The sequence below is a fragment of the Sphingorhabdus sp. genome, assembly GCF_044357595.1.
Lineage (GTDB): Bacteria > Pseudomonadota > Alphaproteobacteria > Sphingomonadales > Sphingomonadaceae > Sphingorhabdus_B.
In genome coordinates, this window is the sequence record NZ_JBIKPH010000038.1 from 1 (window position 1) to 17,329 (window position 17,329).

A 17,329-nucleotide genomic window follows, 5' to 3' on the forward strand; every position below is an offset into this window, starting at 1 on the left:
GGTAACGCCTCAGGCAGCGCGGCGGTGTTGGTCGCTACGCTCGGAGCAGCGACCCCGCTGGCGTTCACAGACCTGCAAATCATCGGGTGAGCGGAATACGCGCGTTGCTAGGATGGTGATTTGCGTCGGGCTGACGATGTTTGGCAGCTTTACGCCTTCAAGGGCACCAAATGGCAGCAGGTTCGCAACGAGACGAACCAGCTGTATCTCCTGAACGCGTATCGTGTCCTGCTGACGCGGGCGAGGCAGGGTCTGATCGTGTTCGTGCCGCACGGCGACGCACAGGACGCCACTCGACCGCCGGCGTTTTATGACGAGACGTATGCGTTCTTGGTTTCGTGCGGCATTCCGGAAATCAAATAAGGTTAGCGAAGCCGCGAAGTCTCGTCCGGTGATTGCTGGCAATTACAGCCCGCTCAGCTCTACTTGCATCAAGCAGGCCTGCTGACATCGTTGAAGTGGTGGGACAAGTGGTGGGGTAACACGTATTTCTTCGAAAATTTTAAGGAAATACGTTAGAATTGGCGGAGAGATAGGGATTCGAACCCTGCAGTTATAATATTGTATTAATTATATATTATACAAATATAATTTAATTATTCTATTCATTCCACCATTTGTTCCACCAGTTCGATCCCGCCATGACGTGCCCCCACCGGGGTGGCACCCCCTATTCTGGCTTATGGGAACCACAGTTCATTCTTATATATTATTTTGCTCGGTTGATTGCGCGAAATAGATGTCGATCAGCATGACGTGCCATGGCAACCTTCGAGACATTAAAGGCGTTACGACGCGCAAAGGTATTGCTCCAAGAGAGACATTCGATTTGACTACACACGTTAACAATATTGTCGTTCGGGAACCCAGCGCGGCTATCTAAGCCAGCCATTCTTTATTGCGGATTTTGAGGAATGCACGCTTCAGTCAGCGCCGTTTTTGCTGGTCAAGGTACGCGCGGGCTTGCCGGATAGAGCGTCTTGAACCATATGTGGGACAGGAAATCAGCCAAATGCTCATCACTGCCCGCTACCTCGTTGACCAGCCCTAGCATATTGCTGTCTGGCATCGAATATAGTTTGCGTGTGATATCATCCATCATTCCACCGAGTGCAATTATGGTCAGATGCAGCGATGGCAGGTCCATATGATTGGGCGGGAAGCGACGCATGATGGCCTGTGCTGTCCGCAGATGCCATTCATGGTTTGCCTTGGCGTAAAGGCTACCGAATTCCGGAATTTCGTTTGAAAATTCGAAAAGGCACTGGATCAGGCCAGAATTCGCCTTGGCCCACAAAATCCAGCGCAAATTGGCTTCGCGAATGGACTCGTACGCGGTTTGTGCGGGCTGCCGGGCGCGCTGAAGCGAGAATCTATCGAGAAATTCGCGCAGGACGTCTTCAACAAGCGCCTGCTTGCTGTTGAAATAGAGATAGAGCACAGGCGGCGTGATCGCAGCGCGCTCACACACGTCGGAGACACGCAGCTCTCGAAACCCGCGTTCGTTGAGCAAATCGACAGTTGCAAGCCTGATTCGGTCACGCGTTCGTTCGCCCTTCCGGCGGCCTTTGACCTGATCCTGTCTCTCTACAAGCCATTCGCGAAAGCTGAAGGCGAGGTCAGCAACTTCAAGTTCGGACAGTGGTTTCGTCATCACGTGCATGTAGGTCCAGCAAACCGGCGCGGCAAGTTAACAGTGCGGCCACTGCGAAGGGCAAAGTGACAAGCGGCAAAAGAGCTAAAGACATGTGGACCATCTCTGGCTTGCCAAATAGGCGATCTGTAAAGGTGGCTACGATCAGCGGCCCCAATGTTAGCCCAGCAAGATTGGAAATGAGAAGGTATAGTGCGACGATCTGTCCGCGCAGACCGGGCGGCGCAAGACCGGATAATGCCGCCGAGATAATCCCATATGGCAAGCTCTGCGCAAAAATGAGAAGGGATGCTGCTGCAATCGCAACAGTGGGATCCGGGGCAAAACTGAACGCGGCTGTGGCTACGCCAAGCAGAAGGCAACAGGCAAGCAGCAAAGTTGCCGGTGCCGCAGCCTTTTTGTTTCGGCGCGCCGTATCCAGGAGCCATGCAGAGAGTAAAACTCCGGCAGGTCCAAGCACCAGATTGGCGACACCGAGTGCAAGTCCGACCTGCTGCTGGCTTTGAGCGTGTACACGGACAAGCACCGTTGGCATCCAGGCCAGCACGCCATAGGCCAGAACCGTAACAACGGTCGCACCAAGAATGTACAGGCCTAGTGTGCGGAAATGGATGCGAACATGGTGTACTGCGCTAAGTAGAGAAGAGTCCGTGCGCAGCACGCCCTCGTCCTGCCTAGCTCTTGGTTCAGCCACAAAAAGGACGAGCAAGGCAATCACCAGCCCAGGCAAACCCGCCACCACAAACACTGCGCGCCAAGGCTCCATATTGCCGACCGGCGCAGGAAGCTGTCCGGCCAAGCCAAGCAACTGTCCGCCAAGGATCAGAGCCAGGGCGCTGCCCACAAAAATGCCGGATTGGAACAGGCCGATGGCTCGCGCGGACTTGTCGGGTGGAAAGCGGTCTGACAGAAGGGAAATGGCAGAAGGTGACAGCGTAGCCTCACCAACGGCCACCCCCGCACGTGCAGCGAACATGGCTGGGAAGGTACGCGCAAGGCCGGTCGCTATTGTCATGACAGACCAAAGCGTTGCCCCTGTGGCGATCAGGCGCGGCCTGTGTGCCCTGTCTGCCAGCCAGCCAAGCGGCAGCCCTGCCAGAGCGTAGAACAAGGCAAAGGCCAAACCGTGAAGGAGACTGATCATCGTGTCGCTGACACCAAGGTCTGCCTTGATCGGTTCAACGAGGAGAGTCAGGATCATCCGATCCACGAATGAAAAGCTGTTGGCCGCAAACAGCAGAACAGCCAATCCCCAGGCAGGTTTCACGCCAACGGATTGCGTCATGCGGAAATGAGTCCGTCTGAGACCCAGAGGGTCAGCCACTCCGCAGTCAGCGCGGGCTTTTCCAAGCCCTCGACTTCAATCGAGACGAGAAAACGCAACATGTCGCCGTCCTTGTGCGGTTCTCGATCCTGCAGGGTGGCGTGGCAACGGATCCTACTGCCCTCAGGAACTGGGCTGATGAAGCGGATACGGTCAAATCCATAGTTGAGGGGAAAACCGATCTTTTCGACCGTGCCAACGAGCGCGTTGCCGGTAATCTCACTAATAAAGCGCGTCAGCAAAGACAACGTGAGGAAGCCATGCGCAATAGTGCGGCCGAACGGGCTGTTTTCCCGGCACCAATCCGGATCATTGTGCAACGGTTCCTCATCATCGGTCAGCACCGCAAAGCCATCGATCCGCTGCTGGTCAATCGTATACCAGGACGACGTGCCCAGAAGAGCCCCTGTTTCCCATGTCTTATGCGGTAAATGCGCGTTCATTCGATCGTCCTGAGCAGGTAAAAACTCGTCCCCTGTTGACAGTATAAAAAAACTTAGTCAAGACTAGTATATAACCTAGTGTTCACTAGCCTTGTTGAATGGAGTGATGGGATGGATCGTCGTACGCTATTGCAATTGGCTGTGGCCACCGGGGTTGGGGCCGCCTTGACGGATGCAAAACTTGCTGCAGCTGCGACAAATGGGCGTCCCGTAATTGCGATGCTGGCCTATCCGGGCATGTTCGCGTTGGACCTTGTCGCTCCTTTTGCCGTCTTCTCGTCAATGGCGACGCACGACATCCAGATCCTTTGGAAGCAAAAGGGTGTGATCCCGTCTTCGGGAATCGGTATTGAAGCCAATGCAACATTTGCCGAATGCCCAGAGAATGTGGATGTGATCTTTGTACCTGGCGGCGGTACCGGCACCGTGGCGGCTATGGAGGATCCTGAAATTCTCGCCTTTGTCGCAAGCCGGGCGGCAAAGGCGCGTTTTGTAACAAGCGTGTGCACTGGTTCGCTGATCCTTGCTTCGGCAGGATTATTGAAAGGGAAACAGGCAACCAGCCACTGGGTTGTACGCGATCGACTGGCAGCGTTGGGTGCGATTCCCACCAACCGCCGCGTTGTGATCGACGGTAATGTCATAACGGGCGCAGGTGTGACTGCTGGCAGCGATCTGGCACTGACAATTGCATCGGTGCTGAGCAATGAGAAGCTCGCCAAAGCGGTGCAACTGTCCATCGAATATGATCCTGATCCCCCATTCGATGCGGGCTCTCCTGAAAAGGCACCACCCGACGTGACCAAATTTGTCGAAAGCTATTATGGGGGTGTTACCGGCGCATTCGACCAGGCGATTGCCCGTCGCAAGAAGGCGTTAGCCCTTTGAAGGTCCGGACGCTTCTCACGGCAAGCGTGGCCCTGATTTCGTCTCCAGCATTGGCTGGACCGGACGCTGAAGTGCGCTTCACGGAATTTGGGGTTGCCCATGTTCTTGCCACAACCATTAAGGGTGCAGGCAAGGGTTATGGCTGGGCCTTTGCGCGTGACAATCTGTGCGCCAATGTTGAACAGGCTGTTAGGCTGGCGGGAGAGCGAAGTCGCCACTTTGATCCAGCGGCGACCTATGTCGACCTGTTCGCGGGCGGTGCGATTTCCAATGCTGACAGTGATGCGGCTCATCTCTTTCTGCTGCCTGACGCAAAGGTGAAGCGGCTCAAGGCAAGCAGCTCCTCAGACATGCGCGATTTGGTCGCCGGATTTGTTGAAGGCTTCAATCGTCATGCCACGGCTCTTGCGTTGCCGGGTGAAGACTGCCGCAGCCAGCCTTGGTTCCGACCCTTGCGTGAGGATGATGTCTATCGACTGATGTTGCACATACCTTTGCTGGAAACCAGTGCCGCTCTTGTCCGCGAAATGGCTGCAGCGGCTCCACCAGCAGGCAAGCAGGCGGTCATATTGCCCGACACAAAATTTGCGCTTTCGAACGTCAAAAAGGTGATGCTTGGCGGATCTAATGCGGCGGCTTTCGGGAAGGAGGGTGTGTCTGGTGGCGTGGGCGGTTTCAGCTTTGCAAATCCGCACTACACGTGGAAAGGTACCGCGCGCCTTCACATCATGCATTTGTCGGTACCAGGGAAAATCAATGTGTTCGGCGGGACTGCGTCTGGCCTGCCATTTCCGATGATGGGCTTCAACGACGCTGCAGGTTGGGGCATCACTCACACTACAGACCGGCGCGCGACTGTTTACGAGATCAATGTCGATCAGGCTGATCCAACACGTTATCTCGTCGATGGCAAGAGTGAGCCGATGCGCGCAGTGCCTATCGAGGTAGTGACCTCAAAAGGGATCATTCGAAGGACCTTCTGGGAAACACGCTATGGTCCAGTGATCGCCGGCCAGATGCTGCCTTGGACGCCGGAGCGGGTTTATGCTTTCGCTGATCCCGAACGCGAAAATCTGCGTTTTGGAGAACAGTTTTTAGCTTTGGCGAAAGCCCAATCGGTGCGTGCAATTTCAGTCGCCCTCAAAAAACATCATGGTAGCCCATGGTCCAATGTTACGGCGGCAGACCGAAGCGGGGAGGCCTATTATTCAAACCTGTCGGTTGCCGGAAATGTGACCGACGCCCAGCTGGATCGCTGTCTTGTTACGGGCCCAGCCCGTGCGTTGATGGACATTGCCGACGTGACCGTGCTTAATGGGTCGCTGGCGGGTTGTGGCTGGACGATCGATAAGCGCGCCCGCCAGCCCGGGATCATTCCGGCGGCAAACAGGCCTGAAACTTTTCAGAGTGATTTCACCTTCAACTCAAACGACAGCCACTGGCTCCCTTCGTTTGACACCAACCGGCGCCTGACAGGCTTTCCCAAGGTGATTGGGCCAGAAAACACGGCGCGGGGAGAGCGTTCGCGCATCGCCATCACATACGCCCGTGAAATCATGGCTGGTCCGGACAAGGGCGTCACTCCCCAAAACTGGGAAGAAAAGTTCTACAGTGCCCGCAATCTTACAGCCGACCTTATCCTTGATGATGTCGTCTCGGACTGCCGCGCCAACCCATCGGTCAAGGTAGCGGGCTTCGGAGATGTCAACCTTCGTGCCCCCTGCGAAGTGCTCGCTGCATGGGATCGCAAAGATGGCACTACATCGCGCAGCTCCGCGTTGTTCCGCGTATTTCTTGAGCAACTCGATCATGTGCCGATGACGGGCTTTGCCCTCACGCCCAAATATTGGCGCGTTCCGTTCGATCCTGCACGCCCGGTGGAAACTCCACGCGGGTTCGTTTCAGATGCCGCCACTCGGACAGCTTTGGCAACCGCCGCCTATAAGCTGAACAGTGCGGAGCTGGCGATCGATGCACCTCTGGGCGACGTCCAGTTTGTAGAGCGCAATGGCAAGAAGCTGCCCATTTCCGGCAGTCGATACGCCTATCATCTGATTCGTTTCGCCAATCCGGAAAAGGGAAAGGCCTTCACCGATGCGCTGACAGGGGATTCCTACATCCATGCCGTCTCGCTTCTGCCTTCGGGACCGAAGGGACGGTTCCTTCTGACCTACTCGCAATCGTCCAATCCGCAATCACCACACTTTGCCGACATGACTGAACTCTATTCGGCGGGACGTTGGGCAGACGTCCGGTTCTCTGAAGCGGACATCGGGGCGGCCCAAGTGGGCGAGACCCATTCGATCAAATGAAATCCTCAAGCACTGGGAGGCTATTGAAAATGAAGTATAATCACACACGTCGAGCCAAATCGCTTAATCTACTGCTAATGGCGGGCGTATCGTTGGTCGTGTTGCCTCAGCCGGTCAAAGCGCAGTCGACCGGAGAGGAAAACGCGTCCAGTAGCGAAATCATCGTCACCGCGCGCAAGCGTGAAGAGGCTCTTCAGGATGTTCCAATCAGCGTCGCCGCGCTTTCAGGGGACCAGCTAGACGAACAAGGCTTGTCTGACACGGCTGAACTGGCAACTGCGGTTCCCGGCATCACGATGCAGGATGGTGGCCCGGCCTATCGCACTGTATTTATTCGGGGCGTTGCCTCGGAACGCGGAAATGCGGCAACAACCGGCTTCTATATTGACGAAGCCCCAGCCCAGCCGGGCGGAACGGTTCAGTCGATTGTCGAACCGCTCTACTTTGATGTGGCCCGTGTCGAGGTGTTGCGCGGACCGCAGGGTACATTGTTTGGCGGTAGCTCTATGGGGGGGACAATCCGCATCATCAACAACGTGCCCGATCTGTCTACCGTTGCTGGGGCTGTGGGGGGAGACGGCTCCTTCACGCGTGATGGAGGATTCAACTGGCAGGCCAATGGCATGATCAATCTGCCGATTGCGGAGAATGTTGCCGCATTACGTGTTGCAGGCAGCTATCGTCGAAGGGATGGTTATATTGACAAGATTGTAGCCCCAGGCGGGTTCACCGGAGCCAATCGTGATCCGGTTGGACCAACTCAGATTTTCAAAGACGTAAATCCCGACAAATCCCTGTCTCTTCGCGCTGCGTTACTGCTCAAACTCGGGGACACGGTGGAGATCACGCCATCGGTGTTGCACCAGAACACGCGCGGCGGTGTAGGATCAATGGACGTGCCTCCCAAGGCGAGCGATCAGCGCCGCATGGTCGTGGCCGATGAATATCTGCGCGACAAAGTGACGATTGCCAACTTGCTCGTGAAAGCAGATCTCGGCGCTGTCGAATTGCTCTCTTCCAGCACGCTGAACCGGCGGCGCTCCAGCTTTAGCGAAGATGGATCGGACTATTTGCGCGAAACCTTTCTTCCGTCAGTTGGGCTGCCGCGGGTTGCTGTGATCGGCAATTTCGACGGAGCGGGGCGCGAAAAGGAGTTTACGCAGGAAGTCCGACTGACCTCTACAGGAAAGGGGCCCTTCGGCTTTGTCGTTGGTGCCTTTTATGAGGACCGAAAGACAAGTGGAACCTCGCTGGTTCAATCGAGCGATCTTCTCGTGAAATTCCCGATTGCCGCCAGTTTTTACCCGCAAGGCATCCTGTTCTCGACAGCAAGCGAAGGCACCCGCAAGCATTTCGCGCTGTTCGGAGAAGCCAGTTACGACATCACGGAAAAGCTCAACTTTTCCGCCGGATTGCGTTATTATGACTACAAGCTCACCTCTACCCAACTGGCACCGACCGCCATCACCCGGAGCAAGGAAGATGGCTTCAGCCCGCGTGCTTCGTTGAGTTACAAGATTTCGCCCGGCAATCTTGTCTATGCGACTGCATCGAGGGGCTTCCGGCCCGGCGGACCGGGACGCAGGTTGACACCGCTTTTTGCCACGCGGTGCCGTACTCAATATGCAGCGGCAGGCATCGGCATCGATGCGGACGGCAATGTAGATCCTTATCGTGCGGACTCGCTGTGGAACTATGAAATCGGCCTCAAAACCCAGACGTCGGACCGCAAACTGACGTTCAACGCGGCAGCCTATTCAATTGACTGGAAGAATATCCAGCAGCTCTATTTCCCCAGCTGCGGGGCAGCATCCACCCAGAATTTCGGCAAAGCGCGCATTCACGGGCTGGAGGCCGATTTCAATCTTAAGCTGGTGGACGAGTTCGCGCTGTTCGGCGGTGTGAACTTCAACAGCGCAAAGATCGCCCAGGACATTCCGGAGCTAGGTGTACTCAAAGGCACCGCCTTGCAGAATACACCCAAATTTTCGGCCAATCTCAACGCGCGCTATGGCTTTAATGGACCTTTTGGCACCGATGCTCATATCCTTGCCAATGTGCGCCACATCGGCAAGTCGTTCCGCGATTTCGATCGGACCAATCCAAACAAGTTTCAGGATGATTATACATTGGTTGGCCTTCGCGCTGGGCTCGATTTCGGAGCGGTTAAAGCGACGATTTATGTGGACAATCTGTTCGACAAGGCACCCGTCATTTCCAACCAGTTGTCGAGCTTCGGGCTGATCCCGTCGCGTGAGCGTGGCTTCACCGTTCAGCCGCGGACTGCGGGTGTGTCCTTCCGCGCAGATTTCTGATCGGCGGCGGGGTGAAGCTCGGGCGACGACACCTTATTGGGGCCGGACTGGGCGCAACCGGCCTCGTTGTGGCGGGGGGGCTGGGAGCCTGGCATTGGCAAAAGGGCCGTCGCGCCGTCGTGCAGCTTGTCGCAGACGGGTTCGGTCTGCTCGATCTGGCTGGCCCCGCCGAGATATTGGGCCGCCTTCCGGATGCCAACCCGGTCCTTGCCAGTGCAAGCGGTGCGCCGGTAGTAGCGGCAACAGGGCCGCTGGCTCTGGAGACCGCCAGATTGGCTAGCATTGATGGTGCCGATGTCATTATCCTGAATGGCGGCGTGCGGGCCAGCCCGACCCAACCCGAGATCGGTTGGCTGCGGTCCCACTCCCAGCGGGCGCGGGCAATCCTTGCATTGGGCGAAGGACGGCGCTGGCTCGAAGCTGCGGGACTTGAACCCGATGGCAAGCGGATCGTTGCGGCGGAAGGAGGTGCAGCGGCGCTTGACGAATCCCTGCGGATCGCGGCCCGGCTTGAGGGGAGAAGCATGGCTGAAGCCTTGCAACTAGCCATCGAATATGATCCGGCACCACCATTCGCAGCAGGCCCCGCTGTCAAGCTTCCCGGTGCCCCACCCATGCGCATCGCCATCCTGATTTATGAAGGTATGACAGCGCTTGATGCGTTCGGGCCCTATGCCGTGCTGTCGATGGTTCCTGCCATCACACTCGATCTTGTTGGCGTGTCTGGCGCAACGGTTAACAATGATATGGGCAATTTCTACTTTCGTCCGAATGCCGTGATTGGCAGCGCGGCAGAGCCAGATCTCATTCTTGTTCCCGGCGGCTCTATCGGGACAGAGTGGATCAAATCCGATCCGCGTGTAAAGTCTTGGCTCATGCAGCACCATGCCAGCGACCGGAAGATCGCATCCGTTTGCACCGGGGCGTTGATCCTTGCCGAAACTGGTTTGCTCAAAGGCAAGCCAGCAACAACGCACTGGGCGTCGCAAGCCGCGCTGGAGGCCAAGGGATCGCGCTTTGAGCACGCGCGCTACTTGGATCAGGGTAGCACGCTGACAGCAGCCGGCGTATCGGCAGGCATCGACTTTGCCCTGTCTTTGACTGGCGAACTTTACGGGAAAGATGTCGGGACGACCATTCAAGCCGGGATTCCCTACAAACCGGCACCGCCGTTCCGTTCCGGCGCGCTGCCTCTTGCCCGTCAGGACGTGATCGACCAAGCTCGCGCTATTTTACAACATAATGCGCTGGCCTCCGCCATCCGCATCAAGAAACGCGATTGGTGGGGAGAGCGACAGTGAGTTCAATCAAAGATGTGAATCGCGGCACGATTCAGACCGTTCTTGGTCCCATTTCACCCGATCAACTCGGCCCGACGCTGTTGCACGAACATATCCTATGCGACATTCGTCCACCGTCATGGAAGGCTCTGGAGCAAATCGGTGCGCATGTAACTCTCGAAAATCGGCATGCCATTGATTATGGAGAGGTTCTGGCCCCCGGCAATTATCTGCTCGATTCCGTCGAACTCGCCATCACGGAGGTGAAGCGCCTGCAAGAGGTGGGAGGTACGGCCATAGTCGAACTCTCCTGCGGCGGCCTCAACCCAAACCCCTCAGGCTTAAAGGCTGTTTCGCAAGCAACCGGTGTCCATATCGTTATGGGATGTGGCCATTATGTCGAAGAATATCAACCCGCTGCCAATGGCGCGCGCGGCGTGGATGACTTTGCACAGGAAATGATAGCTCAGGTCCGCGATGGCGCATGGGGAACGGATATCCGGGCGGGTCTAATAGGCGAAATCGGCTGCCAAGCACCGTGGACGCCTCAGGAGAAGCGGATCATGAAGGGCGCTGCAATCGCCCAGCAAGCAACCGGTGCGGCATTGTCTGTCCATCCTGGTCGCGATGCGGACCAGCCACAGGAGATTGCGGACTTCCTGCGAAATGAAGGGGCTGACCTGACCCGCACTATAATCAGCCATATAGACAGGACCATCTTTGACGATGACAGGCTTTTCCGACTTGCCGACATGGGCGTCGTCATAGAGCTGGACCTGTTCGGCATGGAATCAAGCTACTACAAACTCAACGAAGCTATCGATATGCCGAATGATGCGTCCCGCCTGACCGTACTGCGTAAGCTCATAGACCGGGGGCACTTAACACAGATTGCGATCTCGCAGGACATCTGCCAGCGCACACGCCTCTCGTCACTCGGGGGACATGGTTATGGTCATATCTTCCGCAACATCCTGCCGATGATGCGGCGGCGGGGGTTCTCGGATATTGAGATTGACATGATCATGGTTGGCACACCGCGCCGTCTTCTAACGCTTGGTTAGCGACATGGCCAATCCACTTGCAGAGTTGCTGGAGTCGCTCACTCCGCCCTTCGAGAGAATCGAAGACTATCTGGATCATTGGGCGGAGTACACGCCCGATGCTGAGGCTTGCGTGGAAGGAGCAGCGCGGCTGACCTACAAAGGCCTGAGTCAGCGGGTCGATACATTGGCCGAGCGGCTGTCTTCATTGGGCATTGGCGAAGGGGATGTAGTGGCAACATTGGCACCGCCCTCCATCGACTTCATTACCGCGTTCCTGGCAACCGCCCGGCTCGGCGGAGTCTGGCTCGGCATCAATCCCAAATACCGGCTGGATGAAATGCGCCAGTTGATCAGCGATGCCAAGCCTTCTGTCCTGCTCGCAAGGCAGGAAATCGCTGGGCGGCAATATGCAGCGGAACTCGCTGAACTTGCTGCGATGGGGGCACGTACGCTCACGTTCGACGATGACAAATGGGTGGCGTGTCCATCTCTGCAACGGGCGTCGAACCCGGTGGCTGCACTGGTCTATACTTCAGGTTCAACCGGCACCGCCAAAGGCGCGCGATTGACGCACAAGGGATTGATCCGCGGCGCGCAGGTGAGGTCCCGAGTCTGGTATGTCGCACCATTCCGGACGATCAACAATGTGCCGATCAATCACGTTGGCGGACTGGGTGATCTTGCCTGTACTGCGCTTGTCAGCGGCGGCTGTCAGGTTTTTCTAGACAAGTTTTCCGCACAAGGGACGTTGGGGATTATCGAGAAGGAGGGCATAACTTATTGGTATCAGGCCCCGACCATGTTCCAGATGTGCCTTGATGATCCGCAAGCGGAAAAGACTGACTGGGCTAGTTTGCAAGCCGCCATCTGGAGTGGCGGACGCGCGCCCGAAACGCTGATCTGTCGATTGGCGAGCGTCGCGGACCGGATCGGTGTCGATTACAGCATGAGCGAAAGCATAGGCGCGATCACGCTCAGTCCGCTAACAGACCGTCCGGAATCGCTTTTCGAAACCGTTGGTTGGGCAGATCCGGGGCGAGTGGTCCGCATTGTCATGCCGGGCACAAACGAACCTGTTCATCAAGGCGAACAGGGCGAAATCCAGATAAATGACGAGTGGATGTTTGCTGGCTATCTTGGTCAGCCCGCACGGTCAGGCTGGTTCGGCACAGGCGATCTCGGCGCGCAGGACAAGGATGGATCAATCCGCATCACGGGGCGGGCAAAGGAAATGTTCAAATCGGGCGGCTACAACGTCTATCCGCGCGAGATAGAAATGCTGATCGAGGGTTTGGACGGCGTGCGCGCCGTCTCGGTATTGCCCGCGGCAGACCCACTGTATGGGGAAGTGGGCGTAGCTGTCATCGCCTGTTCGGGCGATGACTCCGCACTCTTCGCAATCGAAAGCGCATGCCGTGCGCGGCTTGCCAACTACAAGGTTCCCAAGCGGTTTCTCCGTGTCAATGAAATGCCAATGCTGCCGATCGGGAAGGTGGACAAGCAAGCCTTGGCCAAACTGATTTCGGGATGACGGGCCAGACGCGTCTCTCGCCGTTATTGGCTAGTTTTGCATTCGTCCTGTTGCTCTTGAGTCTGGTAGGCTGCGCGGAGAAAGAAGATACTCCCACTTATCATGTCTGCGATCCTGCACTGGTCGCGACAGGGCGGACTGTTGAATGCGCTACTCTGACTGTGCCGGAAAACTGGGCTCAGCCGGGGGGTAATTCTGTGATTCTGGAACTGGTAATTGTGCGTGCCGTTGCCCCCATGTCCGGCTTGCCACCTGTAATTTACCTCCATGGAGGGCCAGGCGGCTCCGTCCTTGAAGATCTGGCCGAAGCGCTCAACTCGCCCATCGGTAAGGAGCTTGTCGCACAAGATCAGGACTGGATATTCTTTGACCAACGTGGAACCGGGAAAGCCATACCCCGCCTTGACTGCGGGCCTGTCGTCCTTAACGATTCAGGACCCGCCTCTGAAGCAGAGGTGGGCAAGCTAATCGAGTGCGGAGAGATGTTTCAAAAGAAGGGTATTGATCTCGGTCAATATCATTCTCGAAACGTTGCACTCGACATTCAGGAAATCCGCAAGGCAGTTGGCGCAAAGCAATTTGATCTTTATGGCCTGTCATACGGGACACGTGTTGCGGCCACGACGCTTCTACACCAACCGCAAGGTCTGCGGGCGATCGTCTACGATTCTCCTTGGCCACCCGAAGCAAAATGGACAGAGCCCGGACCTGCGTGGGTTTCGAGAGAGGCTCGCGAACTGCTGCGCTTTTGCGAGCGGCAACCTCGCTGCTTAGCGCAGTTCCCGAATCTTGAGCAAAAGCTTGAAAAAACCGTTCGGGCATGGCTGGAATCGGGCAATTTCGATGATCGGGAAAAAGCCCGCAGACTGGCGCTTTTTCTTACAGAGTCCGTCTATGATGCCGCACGGGTCGAAAATCTGCCACGCGATATCGACCGTATTACGCGCGGAAATCTCGCGCCTCTTATTGCCTTTGAGCATTCTGATGCGGGCTATAGCGACGGATTGCACATGGCGGTGATGTGTAATGAAGAATTGCCATTTGAACAATCCAAGCGCGTTCTTGCAAACGGCAAAGGCGATCAGCTCGCTGAGGCGGTCGCGATCACGATGAGCCGCTATTCCGAAGCATGCCCTGCTTTTCGTCCCTCTGTTCCACCTCGCTCAGAACAGTCGCCAGTCCGTTCTGATATTCCCGTTCTTTTCATGGCAGCAGGCATAGATGCGGGGTGCCCCGCCGAGCTCTCGGTAGATGCAGTTAAACGATATCGAAATGGCAGGTTGCTCCTGTTTCCTTACACCACGCACCAACTGAGTTTGAATAACAGCTGTGCCCGACAGTCTGCGCGAAAATTCCTGCGTGATCCGGAAAAATTCAGGCGCTGGGTCTGTGCGGATCCGAAGGCCAAACCTCCGACATTTTCAAAGAGGAAATTTTAAGACTGTACGGACTCGCGCTGTCCGTCGTCAGAACATTTGGCACTGATGGCTTCGAAGTTTAGCGGAGCGTTGGCCTAGTCATTGGTTTTGGAAATTCGTCACTCTGCGGGAACATGGGGGTCGTAATCACCCGAGGCTGGAAAACCTCTGGGAGGACCCAATTTTCAGCGCCATATGCGTGCAGCGAGCCATCATCTGTGAGGGTATTCGTGTGTTTTTTGTACCAGCGTGACGCATGTGACGCATCTCAAAAATTATTATAATATTCTGTTTTGTGTGTTGTTATGTTTTTTATTCTCACCACTTTTTCAACTGTACGACATGTATAAAATATAATTACCTCCTGCGTATATAAATCAAAATAATACAATAATAAATCTCTGCAATATTATAATAATGTTTTGAAATACGTCACATGCGTCACATGCGTCACGCCGCTAATAGAAGCCTCCCAACTCAGCCCGCACCACTGGGTCGATTTGCAGCCCCAGCACTGATCTGGCCTCTCGCCTCGGCCCCTGCTGGAAACCCAAGTTATCGAGCCGCGACCGGAAGTTCTTCTTGTTGAGCGTTAGCTTAATCCCACTACCCTTTGCCCATTCCTCGTAAAACTTAAATAGTTCGCCAATCGGAACCACACCAGTGGGTTCACGGAAACAGCATTCATCGACAAAGCCAGCCACCTGATCAGCCTCCAAATGCCAAGCCTTCTTTTCTTCAACCGATGATGGTGCTTCAGTGAAGCCGTTACCGCCCAGCACCGCTTGCGCGTACGCCCAGATCGCTTCGTTCAATATACCGGGCAGTTCGGTCATCAGCTTGTCTTTTAAATTCGGGTCTTGCTCATGCGTTGCGAACGTCCGGCCGAAGCGAAAGATGATGGCACGCCTAAACAACGCCGCGCTGAAGTCCCGCGTGTGCGGCATGTGATTGGTTCCGAACCAGCAGGTCGAAAAAGGCCTCATGACGAACGGCGTTTGGTGCTTATGCTCAACCGTAGCTGGTTCGCCTGAAGTAATCGCCTTCAGTTCCGCATCTGCAATGGTTTCGCCCTGCCTTAGCTCGGTGACGATATTTGCCAACTTGCCATGGAGATGCGCTCGCTGAAACCTGTTGTCGAAGTTGCTCGGTTGAACACCCGCCACGTTTTCATGCCCACACAGCCTCTCCAAGATCGATAGCAGCACGCTTTTGCCGTTAGCCCCAGAACCGATCAGGATAGCAAATTTCTCATGGCGAGCATGGGACGTCAACGTGTAGCCAATTAACTCAAGAAGGGATGTCTTCTTGGCTTCTTTATCCTCATCGTCTCGAAATACGTCTTCCAGGAACTGCATGAAGTTCGGCGCCTTTGCGCCATGTTCATAAACAACCGGTATCTGTGTAGTTCGGTAGTCGTTCCGATTGTGTGGTTTCAGTTCCCAGCCAATATCAATATCCAACTCCAACTCCAACTGGCCATTCAGGCAGTTAATTGTTTCAGGATTGCCGATATCAAAACGGTGGTCTCTCTGAAAAGCGTGGCTTCGCAGGGTCGTCGACACACCGGAAACTGTGTTAGCGATAACCCGCTCGCCTTGCTCCTCCAACACATACTGGATCGCCTGTTTAAGCACAGCCTCTTCTTGAAGCTGCCAAACGCCCTTATCGCGCCATTGCCAGAACCCAGCGCCATCGACGACGATGTTCTGTGGCCCTATCCGTGCAATCACCGCCCGCGCCAGTTCCAGATGGTCAGGCTCAGGATTAGCCAACGCATATTGTTCTGCACGGTCAGCCACGCCAAACTCTCGCAAAGCCGCCAATGAGATGCCCGTCGCCATTTTAATAGCCTTCAGGACTGCTTCACGGCGGGTAGATGGGAGATTGTAGGCCTCGTTAGCCAATTCACCCGCCTCGTCCAAATCGTCCTCTGTGAGCGTCTCTGCCTCTGCAATCATCTCCTCGAAAGAGCGGGCAACACGCTTCGGTTCTTCTGCCACCGGCCCACGCGGATGTTCTGATCCAGCCGTCATACTGGACTTGTACCGGTTTTGCGCCGGTCACCTGAGAGTTAAACACTCATACAAGGAGACCGAAGAGATGTTGAAGCATACAGAAGATTTCAAGCAAGAGGCCGTTCGGATTGCATTGACCAGCGGATTATCACGGCGGCGTGTTGCTGCTGACCTGGGCGTTGGATTGTCAACGCTGGGCAAGTGGGTGTCTCAATATCGGCCAACCGATCTGGTATCAGCACCGCAGGCAGATTTGGCGCGTGAGAATGAACGCCTGCGCTTAGAGAACCGTATCCTCAAGGAGGAGAGGGAGATACTAAAAAAGGCTACCCAGTTCTTCGCGAGCCAGCGGTAGTGAGGTTCGCATTCGTGCACAGCTGGCGACATGTTTGGCCAGTGGAGATGTTGTGTCGCGTGATGCAAGTATCGACACGCGGTTACCGGTCTTGGCACGCACGGCCGACAAGCCGACGATCACGCGGTGACATGAAAGTGCTGGCACATATCCGTGAACAATATGGCCTCAGTCTCGGCAGCTATGGCCGACCTCGCATGACGATGGAGTTAAAGGAGGCGGGGCTCGCTGTAGGCGAGCGCCGTGTTGGCCGTTTAATGAGAATTAACGGGATCAGGCCGGTTCGCACTCGCAAGCACAAGGTCACCACCAACAGTAATCATCGCCTGGGCATCGCTGCGAACTGGCTTGACGGTGATTTTGTTGCCGCTGCTCCCAACCAAAAATGGGCAGGCGACATCACCTATATATGGACTGCCGAGGGTTGGCTCTACCTCGCTGTTGTTCTTGATCTACACAGCCGCCTTGTCGTTGGCTGGGCGGTCAGCGACAGAATGAAAAAGGATCTGGCAATCAGGGCGCTCGATATGGCGGTAAACCTGCGGCAACCTGCCGAAGGCTGCATCTTCCATTCTGATCGCGGTAGCCAATACTGCGCCTATGATTATCAAAAGAAATTGCAGGCCTACGGCCTGCGGCCATCGATGAGTGGCAAAGGCAACTGCTACGACAACGCATCTGTTGAAACGTTCTTCAAATCGCTGAAGGCGGAGCTGATCTGGCGTCAGAAATGGTCAACACGAAG

At 55.7% G+C, this 17,329-nt stretch carries 12 protein-coding genes and 1 pseudogene; 9 read left to right on the plus strand and 4 right to left on the minus strand.

Annotated elements, in window-relative coordinates:
- Nucleotides 1–120 precede the first annotated feature (120 nt).
- Entirely contained in the window at nt 121–363 is a 243-nt protein-coding gene (locus ACIQ2T_RS05800; RefSeq protein WP_397589992.1) for a DNA/RNA helicase domain-containing protein, read from the plus strand.
- A gap of 583 nt (nt 364–946) precedes the next feature.
- On the opposite strand, the gene ACIQ2T_RS05805 is transcribed toward ACIQ2T_RS05800, so the two are convergent.
- From ACIQ2T_RS05805 to ACIQ2T_RS05815, 3 genes are read right to left on the minus strand one after another with little or no spacing between them, the layout of a single operon-like run.
- Nucleotides 947–1,654, minus strand: a complete 708-nt coding sequence (locus ACIQ2T_RS05805; RefSeq protein WP_397589993.1) for a TetR/AcrR family transcriptional regulator — start codon at nt 1,652–1,654, stop codon at nt 947–949.
- Nucleotides 1,629–2,939, minus strand: a complete 1,311-nt coding sequence (locus ACIQ2T_RS05810; protein WP_397589994.1) for an MFS transporter — start codon at nt 2,937–2,939, stop codon at nt 1,629–1,631. Before ACIQ2T_RS05810 ends, ACIQ2T_RS05805 begins: the two co-directional genes overlap by 26 nt.
- A complete protein-coding gene (locus ACIQ2T_RS05815; protein WP_397585614.1) occupies nt 2,936–3,421 on the minus strand; it encodes a MaoC family dehydratase in 486 nt (161 codons plus the stop codon). Before ACIQ2T_RS05815 ends, ACIQ2T_RS05810 begins: the two co-directional genes overlap by 4 nt.
- Before the next feature lie 111 nt (nt 3,422–3,532).
- On the opposite strand from ACIQ2T_RS05815, the gene ACIQ2T_RS05820 reads away from it, so the two are divergent.
- The 7 genes from ACIQ2T_RS05820 (at nt 3,533) to ACIQ2T_RS05850 (ending at nt 14,232) form a co-directional block, all read left to right on the plus strand.
- Complete coding sequence (locus tag ACIQ2T_RS05820; RefSeq protein ID WP_397585613.1) at nt 3,533–4,309, plus strand: DJ-1/PfpI family protein; 777 nt, start codon at nt 3,533–3,535, stop codon at nt 4,307–4,309.
- Entirely contained in the window at nt 4,306–6,621 is a 2,316-nt protein-coding gene (locus ACIQ2T_RS05825; protein WP_397589995.1) for a penicillin acylase family protein, read from the plus strand. The genes ACIQ2T_RS05820 and ACIQ2T_RS05825 overlap by 4 nt, the downstream gene beginning before the upstream one ends.
- A gap of 29 nt (nt 6,622–6,650) precedes the next feature.
- Entirely contained in the window at nt 6,651–8,936 is a 2,286-nt protein-coding gene (locus tag ACIQ2T_RS05830; RefSeq protein ID WP_397585611.1) for a TonB-dependent receptor, read from the plus strand.
- Between the two features lie 11 nt (nt 8,937–8,947).
- Entirely contained in the window at nt 8,948–10,237 is a 1,290-nt protein-coding gene (locus ACIQ2T_RS05835; RefSeq protein ID WP_397589996.1) for a DJ-1/PfpI family protein, read from the plus strand.
- Nucleotides 10,234–11,280, plus strand: a complete 1,047-nt coding sequence (locus ACIQ2T_RS05840) for a phosphotriesterase (protein ID WP_397585609.1) — start codon at nt 10,234–10,236, stop codon at nt 11,278–11,280. The genes ACIQ2T_RS05835 and ACIQ2T_RS05840 overlap by 4 nt, the downstream gene beginning before the upstream one ends.
- Nucleotides 11,281–11,284: 4 nt before the next feature.
- Nucleotides 11,285–12,793, plus strand: coding sequence for a class I adenylate-forming enzyme family protein (locus tag ACIQ2T_RS05845; RefSeq protein ID WP_397585608.1), 1,509 nt, complete (start codon nt 11,285–11,287; stop codon nt 12,791–12,793).
- A 197-nt stretch (nt 12,794–12,990) separates the two neighbouring features.
- The gene (locus tag ACIQ2T_RS05850; RefSeq protein WP_397589997.1) at nt 12,991–14,232 is read left to right on the plus strand and encodes an alpha/beta fold hydrolase; all 1,242 of its coding nucleotides are present in this window, start codon (nt 12,991–12,993) and stop codon (nt 14,230–14,232) included.
- Nucleotides 14,233–14,669: 437 nt separating this feature from the next.
- Here the strand turns inward: ACIQ2T_RS05850 and ACIQ2T_RS05855 are convergent, their stop codons facing one another.
- A complete protein-coding gene (locus ACIQ2T_RS05855; RefSeq protein WP_397589998.1) occupies nt 14,670–16,247 on the minus strand; it encodes a phage/plasmid primase, P4 family in 1,578 nt (525 codons plus the stop codon).
- 67 nt (nt 16,248–16,314) lie between these two features.
- On the opposite strand from ACIQ2T_RS05855, the pseudogene ACIQ2T_RS05860 reads away from it, so the two are divergent.
- A pseudogene (locus tag ACIQ2T_RS05860) lies at nt 16,315–17,329 on the plus strand (IS3 family transposase); the annotation flags it as partial.